The organism is Bacillus pumilus, assembly GCF_003431975.1.
Lineage (GTDB): Bacteria > Bacillota > Bacilli > Bacillales > Bacillaceae > Bacillus > Bacillus pumilus_N.
The window spans coordinates 2,468,772-2,486,201 of sequence record NZ_CP027116.1 but is presented as its reverse complement, the minus strand read 5'-3'; the positions used below and the strand labels follow the sequence as shown (position 1 = coordinate 2,486,201).

Annotated in this window: 19 protein-coding genes; 15 read left to right on the top strand and 4 right to left on the bottom strand. The window is 40.4% G+C overall.

Annotated elements, in window-relative coordinates; genetic code table 11:
- The first annotated feature begins 219 nt into the window (after positions 1-219).
- The 3 genes from hxlA to C5695_RS12945 all read left to right on the top strand — a co-directional run bounded on the left by hxlA (position 220) and on the right by C5695_RS12945 (position 2,272).
- Positions 220-852, top strand: a complete 633-nt coding sequence (gene hxlA, locus C5695_RS12955) for a 3-hexulose-6-phosphate synthase (RefSeq protein ID WP_024718772.1) — start codon at positions 220-222, stop codon at positions 850-852.
- A complete protein-coding gene (gene hxlB, locus C5695_RS12950; protein ID WP_117731083.1) occupies positions 849-1,406 on the top strand; it encodes a 6-phospho-3-hexuloisomerase in 558 nt (185 codons plus the stop codon). The genes hxlA and hxlB overlap by 4 nt, the downstream gene beginning before the upstream one ends.
- Positions 1,407-1,546: 140 nt before the next feature.
- On the top strand, positions 1,547-2,272 hold the full coding sequence (locus C5695_RS12945) for a DsbA family oxidoreductase (RefSeq protein WP_117731082.1): 726 nt from the start codon (positions 1,547-1,549) through the stop codon (positions 2,270-2,272).
- A gap of 32 nt (positions 2,273-2,304) precedes the next feature.
- Here the strand turns inward: C5695_RS12945 and C5695_RS12940 are convergent, their stop codons facing one another.
- On the bottom strand, positions 2,305-3,405 hold the full coding sequence (locus C5695_RS12940; protein WP_117731081.1) for a GntR family transcriptional regulator: 1,101 nt from the start codon (positions 3,403-3,405) through the stop codon (positions 2,305-2,307).
- A gap of 274 nt (positions 3,406-3,679) precedes the next feature.
- Between C5695_RS12940 and C5695_RS12935 the strand changes: the two genes are divergently transcribed.
- The 4 genes from C5695_RS12935 (at position 3,680) to C5695_RS12920 (ending at position 8,864) form a co-directional block, all read left to right on the top strand.
- Entirely contained in the window at positions 3,680-5,305 is a 1,626-nt protein-coding gene (locus tag C5695_RS12935; RefSeq protein ID WP_117731080.1) for a xylulokinase, read from the top strand.
- Positions 5,299-6,003, top strand: coding sequence for an L-ribulose-5-phosphate 4-epimerase (locus C5695_RS12930; protein ID WP_117731079.1), 705 nt, complete (start codon positions 5,299-5,301; stop codon positions 6,001-6,003). The genes C5695_RS12935 and C5695_RS12930 overlap by 7 nt, the downstream gene beginning before the upstream one ends.
- A gap of 17 nt (positions 6,004-6,020) precedes the next feature.
- Positions 6,021-7,442, top strand: a complete 1,422-nt coding sequence (araA, locus tag C5695_RS12925) for an L-arabinose isomerase (RefSeq protein ID WP_117731078.1) — start codon at positions 6,021-6,023, stop codon at positions 7,440-7,442.
- Positions 7,443-7,523: 81 nt separating this feature from the next.
- Positions 7,524-8,864, top strand: coding sequence for a sugar porter family MFS transporter (locus C5695_RS12920; RefSeq protein ID WP_117731077.1), 1,341 nt, complete (start codon positions 7,524-7,526; stop codon positions 8,862-8,864).
- Between the two features lie 35 nt (positions 8,865-8,899).
- Here C5695_RS12920 and C5695_RS12915 read toward each other — a convergent pair whose 3' ends face one another.
- A complete protein-coding gene (locus C5695_RS12915; RefSeq protein WP_117731076.1) occupies positions 8,900-9,112 on the bottom strand; it encodes a hypothetical protein in 213 nt (70 codons plus the stop codon).
- Between the two features lie 223 nt (positions 9,113-9,335).
- Between C5695_RS12915 and C5695_RS12910 the strand changes: the two genes are divergently transcribed.
- The 8 genes from C5695_RS12910 (at position 9,336) to C5695_RS12875 (ending at position 14,914) form a co-directional block, all read left to right on the top strand.
- Entirely contained in the window at positions 9,336-9,629 is a 294-nt protein-coding gene (locus tag C5695_RS12910; RefSeq protein WP_117731075.1) for a spore coat protein, read from the top strand.
- Positions 9,630-9,647: 18 nt separating this feature from the next.
- The gene (locus tag C5695_RS12905) at positions 9,648-10,250 is read left to right on the top strand and encodes a GNAT family N-acetyltransferase (RefSeq protein ID WP_233230738.1); all 603 of its coding nucleotides are present in this window, start codon (positions 9,648-9,650) and stop codon (positions 10,248-10,250) included.
- Positions 10,251-10,266: 16 nt separating this feature from the next.
- Positions 10,267-10,821, top strand: coding sequence for a delta-aminolevulinic acid dehydratase (locus tag C5695_RS12900; protein ID WP_117731074.1), 555 nt, complete (start codon positions 10,267-10,269; stop codon positions 10,819-10,821).
- A gap of 160 nt (positions 10,822-10,981) precedes the next feature.
- Positions 10,982-12,421 (top strand): polysaccharide deacetylase family protein, encoded by a 1,440-nt coding sequence (locus C5695_RS12895; RefSeq protein WP_117731073.1) that lies wholly within the window; start codon positions 10,982-10,984, stop codon positions 12,419-12,421.
- A 212-nt stretch (positions 12,422-12,633) separates the two neighbouring features.
- Positions 12,634-13,188 carry a hypothetical protein gene (locus C5695_RS12890; protein ID WP_117731072.1) on the top strand — a complete coding sequence of 185 codons (555 nt, stop codon included), beginning with the start codon at positions 12,634-12,636 and terminating at the stop codon, positions 13,186-13,188.
- 815 nt (positions 13,189-14,003) lie between these two features.
- Complete coding sequence (locus C5695_RS12885) at positions 14,004-14,192, top strand: hypothetical protein (RefSeq protein WP_187441901.1); 189 nt, start codon at positions 14,004-14,006, stop codon at positions 14,190-14,192.
- Positions 14,193-14,227: 35 nt separating this feature from the next.
- Complete coding sequence (locus C5695_RS12880; protein ID WP_117731070.1) at positions 14,228-14,608, top strand: hypothetical protein; 381 nt, start codon at positions 14,228-14,230, stop codon at positions 14,606-14,608.
- A 15-nt stretch (positions 14,609-14,623) separates the two neighbouring features.
- Positions 14,624-14,914, top strand: a complete 291-nt coding sequence (locus tag C5695_RS12875; RefSeq protein WP_410369230.1) for a DUF3986 family protein — start codon at positions 14,624-14,626, stop codon at positions 14,912-14,914.
- Between the two features lie 166 nt (positions 14,915-15,080).
- Here C5695_RS12875 and C5695_RS12870 read toward each other — a convergent pair whose 3' ends face one another.
- Positions 15,081-16,436 carry an IS1182 family transposase gene (locus C5695_RS12870; RefSeq protein WP_117728482.1) on the bottom strand — a complete coding sequence of 452 codons (1,356 nt, stop codon included), beginning with the start codon at positions 16,434-16,436 and terminating at the stop codon, positions 15,081-15,083.
- 123 nt (positions 16,437-16,559) lie between these two features.
- Positions 16,560-17,288 carry an RNA polymerase sporulation sigma factor SigK gene (sigK, locus tag C5695_RS12865; protein WP_117733121.1) on the bottom strand — a complete coding sequence of 243 codons (729 nt, stop codon included), beginning with the start codon at positions 17,286-17,288 and terminating at the stop codon, positions 16,560-16,562.
- Positions 17,289-17,430: the final 142 nt, after the last annotated feature.

The window sequence follows — 17,430 nt, the reverse complement described above, 5'->3', positions numbered from 1 at the left end:
AACGCAGATCTGCGGGCGTATGCAAGGGTTTGTCCGTGCGCTGAGATACTGGTCAAAAGACAGTATCTTTTTTGTAACCATATGCGAAAAAGTATAGTATGTAAAAAAAAAGTGCGTACTTGGATTGCGTCCATCCTGTTGTTATACTCATTTCATCGATCAAGAAGCCCCATCCACGGAGCTCTTGAAGATGAGATGAAAAAATGGGAGTGAACGTTCATGAAATTACAATTAGCATTAGATTTAGTGAATATACCAGAAGCGATTGAGCTGATTAAAGAAGTAGAAGCATCTATTGATGTGGTCGAAATTGGCACACCTGTTGTGATCAACGAAGGGCTTCGTGCTGTAAAAGAAGTCAAACAGGCTTTTCCAAATTTACGTGTACTCGCTGATCTGAAAATTATGGATGCTGCCGGCTATGAAGTGCAGCAGGCATCTGAAGCTGGAGCGGATATCGTGACCATTCTTGCGGCGGCAGAAGATATGTCCATTCAAGGAGCTGTGAAGGAAGCAAAAGCAAGAGGGAAACAAATTTTAGTTGATATGATTGGCATCAAAGATATTGCTGGCCGGGCGAAAGAGCTAGATGAGCTTGGAGTCGATTATATTTGTGTGCACACAGGCTATGATCTGCAAGCGGTTGGACAAAACTCATTTGCTGATCTTATGACCATTAAACAAGTTGTCAAACAAGCGAAAACAGCCATTGCAGGCGGAATTAAGCTTGATACGTTACCTGAAGTCGTCAAATTAAACCCTGATTTGATTATTGTCGGCGGCGGTATCGCAAGCCAGGACAATAAAGCAGAAGTGGCTGCACAAATGAAACAGCTGATTGCACAATCATGAAGACCAGTGACTATGTGAAAGCCATTTTGAATGAGCTTTCTGAGCACTCGCCCGCGATTCAAGACGAACAAGCAGAGCGGCTTGTCTCAAGCATTTTAACTGCAAGAAAGGTCTTTGTGGCAGGGGCTGGCAGGTCTGGTTTGATGGGAAAATCGTTGGCGATGAGACTTACGCATATTGGCGTCAAGGCTTATGTGATCGGTGAAACCAATACACCTTCCTTTACAGAAGAGGATCTCTTGATTGTCGGAAGTGGATCTGGCCGAACAGAGACCTTGCTTGTCCTTGCAAAAAAGGCCAAAGCAATTGGCGGAAAAGTGGCAGCTTTCACGCTTTCTTCTGAGTCACCTCTAGCTGATCTATCAGATGAAGTCATCTTATTGTCAGGTGCGCCGAAGGATCAACAGGAAGGAAGCCATCGTACCATTCAGCCAATGGGCTCACTATTTGAGCAGTCGCTTCTTCTGACATACGATGCGGTCATTTTGCGGTTAATGGAAATGAAAGAGCTCGACACACATACAATGTACGGCCACCATGCAAACTTAGAATAGTCATTTTCAAAGCCTTTCCTTTCTTAGAAGGAGAGGCTTTTTCAATTAAATCAAGATCAGAATCTTGACATAACTGATTTGATGTAACTATAATTGTTACATCGTTGAAGAAAAAACGTAAACATGGAAGGAAGATGAACATGAAAGTACAAATCTGGTCAGATATCGCCTGTCCTTTTTGTTATATAGGAAAAAAACAACTAGAAACAGCGCTTGAACAATTCCCTCAAAAGGAACAGGTAGAAATCGAGTTTAAAAGCTTTGAGCTTGATCCACATGCACCTGTCGAGGTCGATCATGATGTCCATGACATGCTCGTTAAAAAATATGGGATGAGCCGCAGCCAGGCCATGGCAATGAATGAGCAGGTGAAGCAGGCTGGCAAAGAGAAAGGAATCGATTTTCAATTTGATCCACTCGTGTTAACAAACACCTTTGATGCCCATCGATTAGCGCAATATGCTGGTCAAATGGGAAAAGGCGATTTCGTCATGGGAGAGCTGTTTCAAGCGTATTTCACAGATGGTAAACATGTTGGTGATCGTCAAACCCTTTTAAATATTGCAGAAAAAGCAGGTCTTGATTTGCAGGAAGTACAGCAAATTTTAGGCGGCGAAGAGTTTGCCGATCATGTCCGAAAAGACGAACAAGAAGCGAGACAGCTTGGTATCAATGCTGTTCCGTTTTTCTTGATCAATGACAAATATTCAGTGGCAGGTGCACAGCCAGCCGATACGTTCCTGAGCGCACTTGAAACAGCTTGGACAGAGGAAGCAGCTCAAGCTGATAAAGCGGCTTCTAATTCATTTGAAGCGGCATGTGCTGATGGAGTATGCGCAGTGCCTACTCCTAAAGAAGAGATCTAACCATATAAAAAATGAGCCTCCTGCGGTAAGGCTCATTTTTTTCTTGCATTCATTTGTTTGATCGTATCACCTGGAACCAATTCTGGCTCATAAAAGGTTTGATGAGGGAGATTCTTTTTCCCTTGCACTTTTTTAATCATCCAGTCTGCCGCATCCCGGCCCATTTGCTCCTGGGGATGGGTCAGTGTTGTCAGCTTCACATGGGCATTTTTCTGGGCAATATACGAATTATCCTGTCCAATAATGGAGAGATCCTCTGGAATGGACAGCCCGATGTCACTGCATACATTGGCAACTTCTAATCCAACCTCATCGTTATAGCAAACAAGGGCAGTCAGCTCATGCTGATGCTTTAATAAGAAAGTTTTAATATCATCCCCCAAATGCTGCTTCGATTCTGTATCGAAAAAGAGCACATGCTCAGGCAGGAAATTAAGCTTGGCTTCACCGAGTGCTTGAATATAGCCTTTCATTCGGTACTTTCCCTGTAAATCATCTGTTTTTGAAATGAGCCCAATTTGCTGATGTCCAGCGGTGATCAGCTCTTTTGTGGCTAAATAGCTGGACTTCACATCATCTAAACAGAGAAAGGGAACCTCTAACTGCTCATAATAGGCATTGATCATAATGAGCGGTACATCCTGTTCTTTAAAAGATAAGTAGTACGAGATGTTCGGGTTATATAAATTGCTTTTCGTCGGCTCGACAATGAGTCCGTCCACGCCAAAGGACAGCATCATTTCCAGCGCTTTTTTCTCCTGTTCCACATCATTATTTGTACTTGCCAGTAATAGTGAATAGTTCTCTTCGTTTAATCGACTTTCAATGCCACGAATGATAGAAGGGAAAATGTAATCGGATATGTATGTCGTGATAACCCCAATCGTTTTCATATGCGCATGTCCAGAAGGCTTTGTTTGATATAGATTGGTCACAAATGTGCCTGAACCCTTTTCGCTTCGTAAAAAACCTTCGCTTGACAATTCTAAGATCGCCTTTCGAACTGTATGCCTGCTCACTTGATAGATCTCCTGCAGATTCGATTCAGTTGGAATTCGCTCCCCGATCCGGTAATCCCCTGTAAGTATTTTGCTTTTTATATCATCAATAATGATCTGGTACTTCTTTTTCATCGTTTCACTTCTTTCTCAGTTGATCATCTACTCGGATTGAGAAGAAATTATATGGACATATTTTAACATGGTTGTCGAATCAAAAACAGGCGCTTCCTCTTTCTGGCATCTTAGTTTTAGAAAAGGGAAGGTTTTTGTCGTATTGTGTATGTACAACTGTATTTATTATTGACATATGTACGTACAAATATTATATTGTGAATGTGCACATATGAATCAATGAATCTAGAAAAAACGATTTGAAACCGCTATCAATCATGGGGGTGAACGCAGTTTGAATCATGAAGAGACGACTAAAGCCTTGAAAGAAGGACGGACATCTTTAGGTATTGAATTTGGTTCAACACGAATTAAAGCCATTCTAATAGATGAGGCGTTTCAGCCAATTTCCCAAGGTGCATTCGAATGGGAAAGCTCTCTCCAAGAAGGAATTTGGACGTACAACTTAATTGATATCATTACAGGTCTTCAAGTAGCGTACCGAGAGATGAAAGAGCAAGTCGAGCAAAAGTACGGCGTGACTATTCAAACCATTGGCTCAATTGGGGTTTCAGCCATGATGCATGGCTATGTGGCATGTGATCATACAGGAGAGGTTCTCGTCCCGTTTCGCACATGGCGGAATGCAACGACGATTGAGGCGAGTCAAAAACTGACGGATGTCTTCCAATTTCATATTCCAGAAAGATGGAGCATTGCCCATTTGTATCAAGCCATATTAGAAGAGGAAAAACATCTTTCCCGCTTAGAATATATGACGACCTTGTCAGGCTACATTCACTGGCTGTTAACCGGAAAGCAGGCCATTGGCATTGGTGATGCGTCAGGGATGTTTCCAATTGATGAACAAACGAAAGATTACAGTGAAGAGATGGTCCAGCAATTTGAGGCATTGATTGCAGAAAAGGGTTACCCGTTTAAGCTCCGTCATCTTTTGCCGCGTGTCTACTTAGCAGGCGAGGAGGCAGGCGTGTTAACGGCAGCAGGAGCAGCCATTTTAGACCAAGGCAAACACTTGAAGCCAGGCATCCCATTTTGCCCGCCGGAAGGTGACGCAGGTACGGGAATGGTAGCAACAAACAGTGTAGAAAAACGAACAGGGAACATTTCAGTTGGAACTTCTGTTTTTGCCATGATTGTGCTAGAGCAGGACCTAAAAGGTGTGTATCCAGAAGTGGATATGGTCACAACGCCGGACGGCCTGCCAGTCGCAATGGTACATGCGAACAACTGTACAAGTGACTTAAATGCTTGGATGAATATATTCAGAGAGGCCTTCGAAGCACTAGGTATGCAAGTGGCTTCAGAAAGGGTTTACGAAGCCTTATTGCAGCAGGCTTTAGAAGCAGATCCAGATGGCGGTGGGCTCTTAAGCTATGGATATTATTCTGGTGAAAATATTACAGGACTGCCAGAAGGAAGGCCTCTTTTTGTCAGATCTCCTGAAAGCCGCTTTAATCTGGCTAATTTCATGCGTACCCACTTGTTCTCTGCTTTTGGTGCAATGAAAATAGGGATGGATCGCTTAAAAGAACAAGAACAGGTTGTGATTGATCGTTTATTAGCACATGGCGGGTTATTTAAAACGCCGCTCGTTGGTCAAAAAATGGTCGCAGCAGCGCTTAATACACCTGTATCAGTCGTTTCCACTGCGGGAGAAGGCGGTGCGTTTGGAATGGCTGTCCTTGCTTCATATATGGTTCACCATCAAAAACAAACATTGGCTGAATTCCTTATTCATCAAGTGTTTGCCCATACATCAGAAGAGCTTATGGAACCCGACCCGCTCGATGTCAAAGGCTTTGATGAATTTTTAAAGCGCTATCAAGAGGGACTTCAGATTGAAGAATCGGCAGTAGCGCATCTGATGCCAAAGAAAGGAGTGATGACCGTATGCTAGAGCGCTTAAAAGAAGAAGTATATCAAGCGAATTTAGATCTGCCAAAATACGGACTTGTAAAATTTACATGGGGTAATGTCAGTGCGTGTGATCGTGACAGCGGCCATTTTGTTATTAAGCCGAGCGGCATAGCGTACGACCAATTATCAGCAAAAGACATGGTTGTGGTCAACTTTGACGGCGAGGTGGTAGAAGGGGAATTCAGCCCTTCATCAGATACAGCAACACATGCGGTTCTTTACAAACACTTTGAGGAAATTGGCGGTATTTCACATAGTCATTCCATGTGGGCAACTGTTTGGGCGCAGGCAGGTCTAGATTTACCGGCAATGGGCACAACGCATGCCGATACATTTTACGGCGCTGTTCCGTGTGCTCGATTTCTGACAGAAGAAGAAGTCAATCGCGGCTATGAAGTAGAAACAGGCCGGCTGATCATTGAAACGTTTGAAAAAAGAAACCTAGATGTGATGGCAGTACCGGGTGTTTTACTACAAGGTCACGGTCCATTTACGTGGGGGAAAGATGCAAAAAGTGCGGTCACAAACAGTGTCATTTTAGATGAAGTTGCCAAAATGAATTTGTTTGCAAAGCAATTAAACGAATATGCGGAGCCTCTTCCGCAGCGGATTTTAGATAAACATTACTTAAGAAAACACGGAGAACATGCGTATTACGGTCAAAAACCTTCAAGATAAAGAAAAGAGGGATTTCTATGTTAACGAGTCAACATAAAGAATGCTGGTTTATTGTCGGATCGCAGCATTTATATGGAGATGAAGCACTGCAGAAAGTAAAAGCAGATGCACAAAAGATGACGGATGCCTTAAATGAGAGTGGTTTACTTCCTTACCCAGTGATTCTTCAGGAGCTGGCTGTCAGCGCGGATCAAATCACAAAGCTGATGAAAGAGGTCAATTATCGCGATGAGGTTGTCGGCGTGATGACGTGGATGCATACATTCTCACCGGCCAAAATGTGGATACGCGGGACCGATCTTTTGCAAAAGCCTCTTTTGCATCTTGTCACACAATATTATGAAAAAATTCCGTGGGACACAATCGACATGGACTATATGAATCTTCACCAATCTGCACATGGAGACAGAGAATATGGCTATATCAATGCGCGCTTAAATAAACAAAATCAAATTGTCGCCGGCCATTGGTCTAAGCCGGACGTGCAGCAGCAAATTGCCGATTGGATGGACGTGGCGGCTGCCTATCAAGAGAGCTTTCAGATTAAAGTGGCTAGGTTTGGTGACAACATGCGCCACGTAGCTGTAACAGAAGGCGATAAAATCGAAGCCCAGATTCAACTAGGGTGGACGGTTGATTACTTTGGCATAGGCGATCTTGTCGAATATGTAAATGCAGTAGAAGAAGTAGAGGTAGATGCATTATTTGCGGAGTATTTAACGCAATATGATGTGGATTATGGAACGTATTCTGTTGAAGAATGGGAGAAAAGTGTCAAGGAGCAAGCTCGATATGAGATCGCTATCAAACGCTTTTTAGATGAAGGCGGCTACAATGCTTTTACGACAAATTTTGAAGATTTACATGGAATGAAGCAGCTGCCAGGACTTGCGGTACAGCGGCTGATGGCAAAGGGATATGGCTTTGCTGGGGAAGGAGATTGGAAAACTGCTGCACTGGATCGCCTATTAAAGGTGATGAGTCATCATCAATCCACTGGTTTTATGGAGGACTACACGTATGAAATGACCTCTGGACAGGAAGCGGTGCTGCAATCTCATATGTTAGAAGTAGATCCGGCGCTCGCCCATACGAAACCTGTCATTGTCGTATCTCCGCTTGGTATCGGAAACAGGGAAGATCCAGCGCGTCTTGTATTTGATGGAAAAGCAGGCGAAGGTGTTGTTGTTTCCATTGCTGATTTTGGAACCCATTTCAAATGGCTCATACAAGAAGTCGAAGCCTTTGAGCCAGAGGAAGAAGCACCGCATTTACCGGTGGCACGTGTGCTCTGGAAAATCAAACCGAATTTCCAGGACGGAGTCAAAGCGTGGATTAAGCAAGGCGGGGGTCATCATACAGTCGTATCCCTCAATTTAACGGTTGATCAACTTGTTCACTTTGCAAAGCTTGTCAATGCAGAATATGTGGTTTTATAGAAGGGTGAAAGGTCTTCTACTGTTTACAGTAGAAGCACGGGATGAAATGAAAGCGGTTAATTAAGTGAGGGGGTCATCCACTTGGAGAAAAAAGTGTCAAGTAAGTTTATCTTCTTTTTCGGGTCTTTTGCAGGCATCTTATTCGGATACGACATTGGTATTATAGCAGGGGCAGAAGGACATATTCAGGAAGAATTTCAGCTCAGTCCATTATGGCTTGGAATTGTCGTCTCATCATTAATGGGCGGGGCGATTATTGGCTCTATTTTAAGCGGTCTCTTAGGGGATAAATTTGGCCGTAGAAAGCTCATTTTGGTCTCATCCGTTATCTTTTTTGTCGGAGCGATCGGCTCAGCCATTGCACCAGAAGAGATTTCATTAACCATTGCACGTATCTTTTTAGGAACAGCTGTAGGAACAGCCTCATCTTTAGTACCAGCCTACATGTCTGAAATTGCTCCGGCTAAAATCCGCGGGAAATTGTCTGGTCTCAATCAGCTCATGATTGTGAGCGGACTATTGCTCAGCTATATTGTCGCGTTTGTGTTTGAACCTATTCCAGACAGCTGGCGCTGGATGCTCGGTAGTGCTGCTTTATTTGCCATCGTGCTTTATATTGGTATGCTGAGGCTCCCTGAATCTCCGAGATATTTAATTAAACACGGCATGGCACATAAAGCACGGGAGGTATTAGGATCACTACGGTCTTCCCGTGAAGAAATCGAAGCAGAAATGCAAGAAATTTTAGAGGTTGCGAAAGAAGAACGCTCTGGTATTCGTGAATTGTTTCAAAAGAAATTCAGAATGGCTCTTTTTATCGGGGTTGGGATGGCGACCCTTCAGCAAATTCAAGGCGCTAACTCCATTGTGTACTATGCAACGAGTATTGCTCGGAATGTAGGCCTTGCGCCGCAGGTCGCCGCAGGTTTTACAGTCATTGTCGGTGTTATTTTTGTCGTCACCACCGTGATCTTTTTACAGTTTGTCGACCGATTCGATCGCCGGACGATTCTCACTGTAGGAGGATCTGGCATGGCCCTGTCTTTCTTTGCCCCCGCCATACTAGGTGCGCTTGGCGTTAGTCAAGGAATTTTAAACTGGGTGACATTGATTTCCCTTTGCTGCTTTATACTGTGCTACGCTTTCTCATGGGCACCGATCACATGGATTATCATCGGCGAAATCTTCCCGCTTTCTGTCAGAGGGATCGGGGCAGGTATTTCATCAGCCTTTAACTGGACGGGATCGTTAGCCGTTGGACTCGTGTTCCCTATCTTGGCAGACAAATTCAGCTTTGGCGTCATTTTCTCCTCATTTGGAGTCATTTGCTTAATCGGATTATTGTTCACCCGCTTTGTACTAGTCGAAACAAAAGGAAGAAGCCTAGAGCAAATCGAAACCGATATGGCAGCACGTGTATAAAGAAAACCCTCTATCCCATGTGGATAGAGGGTTTTTTACTCAAGCGTCTGTTTTAATTGAGCGGGCAATAAATCAATCAATTGATCATAAGAAGATAAATCCAGCACTTCAAGCAGTGCATAATATTGCGCATAAACCTCACTCAACTGATCAGGATGATTCGTTTCATATCGATTCAAATGCATTTGAGTCAGTTCAAGTGCAATGTCTAGCTTGTTTCGTTCGATTGGTTGTGTCGTATTGATCATATCGTTCACCTCGTGTTTAATGATGAGTAGGGAGGGTATGGGCACACCATTTCTTCTACTACAATATATCATTTGTATAATATGTTAAAATTGTCCTTTTGTAAAGAAAGAGAAAACGAAATGAATAGCGGAATTTTCAAAAAATAGACAAGCATCTAATCACGAATGGCGTCTCTTACATACGATAGAGTGTAAGTGAAAGACAAATTGAAGGGGTGTTGAGATGAGCCGGAATCGATTAGATGATTTTTTCTTTGGGCCTCGCAGAGGAAACCAAGGAGGAGATGAAACGGTTGTTTTCCCCACACGTCAAATTGTCAACACAACAACAAATGAACAAACTATCAGAAAAATTCACCCAACCCATATCACAAACGTCAATAAAAACATCAAAAGAATTGAAAACTACTATCCTGTCACTGAGTCGACTCATAACGAGTATATCGTAAAAGAATACGATTGCGGCAGTGATATCAAAAACCCTTGCTGCCGTCCAGTGAAACGCTGTAAGTGGTAATGGAGGGGGCATCCTTTTATGGGATGCCTTTTTATTTTTTGGAGAAAAATTTTGATCAAAAACTCCTTTCAAGATAAAATTGGAAGTATCAATGATTCTATTGGGGGCGCTGTTCTGAATATTCGATTGTTAACACCAGATGACGCTGAAGAATATGCAGCATTAAGACTAGAAGCACTACAATTACATCCAGAGGGCTTTGCGATGAGTTATGAAGAAGAGCAAATCGGTACAATAGAAAAATACGCAGCTCGTTTCTCTTCTGTACAATTTATGTGGACTTTTGGCGCCTTTGATCAAGGGAAGCTTGTGGGCATGGTCACGCTCATCCAAGAAAACTTACAGAAATTAAAGCACCGAGCGAATGTAGTAGCGATGTATGTTACAGCGGGTGCCCGCGGAAAAGGAGTAGGCAAGGCCTTAATGGAGGAATCTCTTTCCTTCGTACGAGAACGACAGGACATCGAGCAAATGTATTTATCAGTGGTGACGACCAATCACTCAGCCAAACGTCTGTATCGCTCTGTTGGATTTGAGTCGTACGCGCTTGAAGAAAAAGCACTCAAATGGCCTGATGATACATATGCAGATGAGGAAAAAATGGTTTTATTTTTAACTTAGTCTGGAGGAGATAAAAGTGGATCAACAGACCATGCGCATCATTTTAGCAGCAGGACCAAATAGTGAGCTGGAAGCTTTTGCGCTGCGTGCAGCACTTGAAAACTTCGGCGTGAAAGTCGATATGCAATGGATTGGAAGACCAAATGACCTGATACATGTGTTATCTGGAAAAAATCGAGGAGAAATAGACTACATTCTTCTATCGTTTCACGGGGAAGAAGGAGCCTTTCTCATGCCGGAATTAGGAGAAGATGTATACGAAGATGGGGAGCCTAGAGGTGCTGCTTTCGGAGCGGATGAAATCAAGCAATATGCTTCATTAAAAGGGGTTCATGTCATTTCTACAGGCTGCACACTAGGAGAGAAAAACCTTGCAAATGCCTTCTTAGCAGCAGGAGCCATATCCTATACAGCGCCGGATGATTACATTGATGGAAATGCGGCGTTTATCTTTGTATTGACGATGCTTTATGAACGCTTGAACAATACAAAAACGGTCAGAGCGGCTTTTGATCGGGCGAGCTCAATTGATGAAGAAACGAAATTATTTCAATTATATATGCAAAAATAATCATAGGGCTGAGAAATCAAGCCCTTTTTTTATTCCTCTCCAAAATGTGTCGAAAATGTGACGATTGTGTCATTTAAAAACTAAAAAGGGGTCGTGCAAAGTCTATCCTACAAACACACACGTCATTCAGGCATGACGGCATCACGAGAGGAGAATCATTGTGTCAATCAAATGGAAAGTCAGTCTTGTTCTATGCGGTCTTGCGATCATCATCGGGATTGCTGCGTTTTATCATAATCAGCAGGCAAGCGGGACGGAGAAGAAGAAAATAGAACCAGATGCGAGCTATAAAGAAGTGGAAATTGTGACTCTCGTGAATGACGGGAGATACATGAAATATGCTGTCAACTATCCGCTTTTTCATCAAGCGAAGCTAGATCAAGAGATGAAAAGATTTGCAGAAACAGCGCTAGACAAATTCAAAACATCATTTAGCGAAGCGAGCGATGTCAATGAAGAGAATCGTTATGAATTAAATATAGATTACGAGATTGTCCATTATGCCAAGCAAACCGTTGCGATCAAATTCAATACATATGAATTGAAAGGCGGAGTAAAAGGCGCACATCAAACGAAGATGTTCAACTTTGATTACAAGAAACAGCACTTTTTATCAATAGATGATTTATTTTTATCAAAGAAAGAAGATCTGCAAAAACTGTCTCGTATGACATTTCAAGAGTTAAAAAAAGATCGCTCTCTTGCTGAAAACGAGCAATTACTCAAACAAGGAACGTCACCAGCTGCAAAACATTATCAGTATTTTTCTATCAAGGATCGTTTTATTGAATTCTATTTTCCAGCAGGGCAAATTGCACCAGACGAGCAAGGTCCACAACTATTGGCGATTAAGAAAACCCTCCTTAAAGGAATGTTAAAACCAGAATATATCAATAAAGAAAAAAACAAAAACGAGAAAAAAGAACCAATCCCAAAAAGAAAAATCGTAAAACTGCCAAAACAGGCAGCATTCAACCCAAACCAAAAAGCCATTGCCCTAACATTTGATGATGGACCAAATCCATCAACGACTTCAAAAATTTTAAGAGCCTTAAAAGAAAACAAAGGACATGCAACGTTTTTTGTATTAGGCAGCAGGGTTCAGTATTATCCAGATATGCTAAGTGAAATCAGAAAGGGTGGAAATGAAATCGGAAATCATTCCTATAGCCACCCTTTACTCACAAGACTGCCATTAAAACAAGCCATCAAACAAGTAGAAGAGACACAGCAAATTATTGAAAAAGCGGGTGGTTTCACACCGACTCACTTTAGACCGCCATATGGTGGAACAAACGAGCAAATCAACGAGGCTGTCAACATGAAAGTCACACTTTGGGACGTTGATCCTGAAGACTGGAAATATCGCAACAGCCAATACGTCGCCAACTACATCCTCACACATGCGTCCAGCGGAGAAACCGTCTTAATGCACGACATCTATGACACCTCGGCAAACGCAGCTGTCACGATTATCAAGGAATTAACCAAACAAGGATATCAATTATTGACAGTGTCAGAGCTTGAGCAGTGGAAGGAAGCACAAAAACTGATTAATTTGGAAAAAATTAGCATTTTGATGTTTATTAGCTATGTATGATTTTGTGCTTAATTATATTTAGTTCAAAAGTTTCTATCAATTAGAACTCTTTTTGAAATAAAATATACTTGTATAAGTAAATTTTAAAGATTTATTTATTCTTACTTTTTTTACTTTAGAAAACACTTCTAAATTTTGTGTTGTAATTTCATTATAAGATATGTTAAATTGTAATTATATATAAAAAAATACAAAATATGGGAGTGTTTTCAGTGTTTAAAAAGTTTTTACTTATTTCTTTGAGTTTGTTTATTATGTTTAGTGTTTTTTCTAGTTCACTAGAAGCGAAAAATACTTCAACAAAGACAGTAAATGAACTTTGGGAAGAAAAAGATTTCAAAGCTGCAGAAGTAATTATTAAACACCTAGATACTTATACTGATAAGAATGGATATAAAATTATAAGAGTTTTAAAGAAGAAGACTTTAGACAAAGAACTTGCTAATTTAGATTATCCGATGACTTCTTCTCAATTAGTGTCTTATGTTGAAAATTTCAATGAATTAATTAATGATGATAAAAAATTATCAGAGTTCACTAAGAATGTATCTAATGAACTTTCTAGTTTATTAAATAAAGATACAAATAGCGAAATTAGTGTTAAAGGTGCTATTTCATGCAGTAATGTATTAGGGGCTATTGGATTAATTCATGCAGGCTCATATACTGCTGCTGCTCTTGCTCTAGGAATTACAGGTGGACTTTCTGCTTCTATTCCGTTTATCATATCTACTGCATATTATTTAGGAAGCACGCTTTGTAAATAATATTAAAATTTAAAAAGGGATTGGATATAATGAATTATCTTAAGAAGTTTTATTTTTCTTATATTTTTTTAGGTATAACTATTATATTATTTTCCCGTGCATTCAGTGGTGAAGATAATGGGGTGTATTTAACTATTATTTTTCTGTTTCTTGCAAATTTCACATGTTTTGCGTCAGAATATCTTTTAATTAAATATTTTGAAGAAAAAAAACAATTTGATTTTCAAAAGCGAAATGAATTTCTGCAACATAAACAAGTGCGGAAAGGGTATGTAATATTTATTGGAAGTCAAATATTTGCTACATTAGTTATATTCTTTGCTTTTAAAATGGTATTCTAAATATGGGTAATAGAGGGGGCTTTTGCCCCTTTTTATTATCTAAATTTTCGATTTAATTTCACTGAAAACTTATTAATAGATTAAAACTTTTTTGTTTTTTCAATGCTTTCCTCCAAACCTTTCTCATTTTTTTCTCCCTGTATAATTGACATGAAATATTTCCATAAATTTAGTTACACAATCGGGTCCACATCTTCAAGTTATCCCAATCTCTTTTCTTTAATTCAAGTGCATATAGGATGTAGATTTATAGCGCAATATTGATTATGTTTTTCTCAAATCTTCATTTTATTTATCTAAAAATTTTAATTAATTGAAGTTAAGTTGCCTCTAAATTATGACTGAAAGGGTAGGATATTTGAGGCAAAGGTACATCCATTTTTTGAGTATTTAAATATATAAGGTTTGGTTTTCATTATTGCTGTTGGGATCCATGAGGTGAGAGTGAGGCATTAAAAGTATCATGGGCTTATGATGGCCTTCTTTGCTGAAATCATTGGCGTCCAGCTGAACATTCTAGATCCAGACCATGATATTGAAGAAGTAAAATGGGTCAGCTCTCAAACCTTTCAAAAGCTAAATCCAAAACTATATCACATGCTAAAATTAAACCAACAAACACAAGCTTTTTATGATTTTGATGGAAATAGAACAATTGGTTAAATCCAAATTGATATAGGTATGAAGGAGAGATATGGATGTTTTTGTACTACGGTCCCACAGGCGCTCCAGTCGAAAATCCGGGCGAAGAGTATTGGAAACAAGGAAACGGGGAATCTTCCATTGAGATAGAGGAAGGTTGGGAAAGTGAAAGTCTAGTTTTCTTTTATACTGAACCGTATGGGTTCTTGATCATGAGGTATCCGAATTTTTTGGTCCCTTTTAAAAAGGAAGAGAAAATTGAAACGATCGAGCATTTTGTCGCAGGAGCCCCATTGTATGTGCCGTCGTGTAGCTATGTCGACCGTAATCAAGCGTATCAAATCGTTCACCATTTTTTGACGACAAAAACAGTTGCTGACCTTGTTGAATGGGTTGAGTTGAGGAATATTGATTTTCAGAAGGATATGAAAAGTTAGGAGCGCAAGATGAAGTTGAGTACAGAAGAAAAATTACATAGTTTAGATGATACTATGCATTTACATGTAGGGTATTATGAATATGGCTTTGATTATGAAGGCGTGTTTTTTAAGAGTTTAGAGACAGGAAGATGGCTATTGTTTTTTGATCAAAAAAGTGATGGTATAACGCTTTTGAAGGAATATGAGCAGTGGGATGATCTAGGGCTATTGATTGGAGAATATCTGATTGAAGATGATCTAATTGAGGAGGAAGGTCATAAGCTTTTTGAACGTTTTTTAAAAGAAAACATCATGGTGAAATAAATGAGGATAAAACATGACATAGCTTTCTTTTGTATATGTGAGCTAAATGATGATGATAAAATAAAAACAGACCCAACAAGGTCTGTTTCAGACCGTAGACAAACCCCACCTTTACTTCAAGTAAAAGTGGGGTTTTCACATTTTTTTGATAAAAACATCATGTGTTTTACGCTGGACATGGTCCTTTCCATGTCCAGTTTGCTAGCTTTTTGAGATTCATGGCAGCGAAAGTAAGCATCGCCTGCATTGAAACTTTTTTGAGTCCACGAAGTTTCGTCCAACGCATACCATGCTTTTCTTTTGCATCCGCAAAAACGCGTTCTATTGTTTCTTTCCGTTTTGCATAAATGTCTTTATTCATTTGTGTCAGTCTCAGATGGTCTGCTTCATCTAGATAGTCCTGCCAAATATGCCGATGAATTTGTTTGGTGTGATTTTGACTTTGTGTACATTTATCTAAATATGAGCAGGACTTACATATCTCTGAATCAGACGCATATTGCTTATAGCCTTCTCTAGTCGTTGTACGATAAGAGAGAATTTGCCCGTTGGGGCAAATGTAACAATCAAAATATGCATCATATACGTATTCACTCTTTTTCAAATAACCAGCTTTTGTTCTTGGACGAGTGTAAGGCATGACAGGTCTTATCTCTTGATCCATTAAAAACTTAGCGAGATAAGGTGTTTTATATCCCGCATCTACTGCGACTACATTTGGTTTTCCGACTTTCTCTGATACCTCTGATACGAGTGAATCCAACATACGACTATCATGAACATTTCCGCCTGTGACCAACGAGCCTAAAATAAATCCTTTTGAATCACAAGCTGTATGAAATGAATAAGCAAATGACTTTTCACGTTCATCCTTTACATAGTAGCCACTTTCTGGGTCAGTCGTGCTAACTTTAACTTCTTTTGTTTCTTCTTTATTCTGTAGGGGTAAGGGCTTTTTTCCATGTTCTTCACGATCAATATTGATCTCCTCATGGAGCTGATTTTGATAACTTCTCGTCTCTACTCGAACGACTTTCTTTTCAAGTTTCTTCTTATTGGCATTCGCCTTGACATGAGTGGAATCAATGAAGGCAATTGAAGGGTCAACAAACCCTTTTTTCATCGCTTCTCTTAAGATTCGATAAAAAATTTGTTCAAATAAATCTGTATCGTGGAAGCGTCTCACGTAGTTTTTACCGAAGGTAGAAAAGTGCGGGATTTTCTCCGAAAACCCATATCCAATAAACCAACGATAAGCCACGTTAGTTTCAATTTCTTTAATGGTTTGACGCATAGAGCGAATACCAAATAGATATTGGATTAAGACCATCTTAATGAGAACAACAGGATCAACACTTGGTCTACCATTGTCGGAACTATAATGATCTTTGACAAGATCATAAATGAAGTCAAAATCGATTGCTTGATCTATTTTCCGTACAAGATGATCTTGAGGCACTAATTCATCTAAAGCCACTACTTCTAATTGGTTTCGTCTTTCTTCTTCACGTTTGGATAACATGTTCATCCCCCACAGACTTGTGTTATTACCCTTATTATACAAAAAAGCTTGTAGACTTTGTCTACAAGCTGAAACAGACCCAACAAGGTCTGTTTTTTTATAGAAGTTGGGAAAAGTTTGTTTTCACTTCCCCTTATCTCGCTTCCGTTTCTCCTTCTCCGCACGGTAAAACTCATGAAACATCTTCATTAGCGCTCGCTTCTCAATCCGGGACACATAACTCCGAGAAATCCCAAGCTCCTTGGCTATTTCTCGCTGCGTTTTTTCTTTCTTTAAATCAAGGCCGAACCGTCCGACGATCACTTCTTTTTCTCGGCCGTCGAGAATGTCGATATACTCCTTTACTTTTTCAAGCTCCATATTGAGCTGAATGGTATCAATCACATCTTCATTTTCGGATTTTAAGACATCAATTAAAGATATTTCATTGCCTTCTTTATCCTGACCGATGGGGTCATGCAAGGAGACATCCTTTTTTGTCTTTTTGAGTGCTCGTAAATGCATGAGAATTTCGTTCTCAATACACCGCGCTGCATACGTTGCCAGCTTTGTTCCTTTGCCAGAGGAATAGCTTTCGATGGCTTTAATGAGTCCGATCGTCCCGATGGAGATGAGGTCTTCAGCGTCTTCCCCGGTATTTTCAAATTTCTTGACAATATGGGCGACGAGCCGAAGGTTATGTTCAATCAGCATATTTCTTGCGTGTTCATCGCCCTGTGCCATAAGGGCTAAGTATTTTTTTTCATCATCTCCCGAAAGGGGCTGTGGAAAGGCATTGTTTTTGACATAGGATACTAAGAACACCAATTCTTTGACCATCAATCCCATCGCTGTAAATACTCCTGCCACGATTTTCACCTCCACCATGTTTAGGCCGCTGCCTATATCCTCAAATGTATGTGAAGGAGGGATTGTCTGTGTCTGTACGATGAAAAAATCATCTTTTTCATATAAATCGTCATTCTGTTCGTCTCTTTTTACTGTCAATCTCATA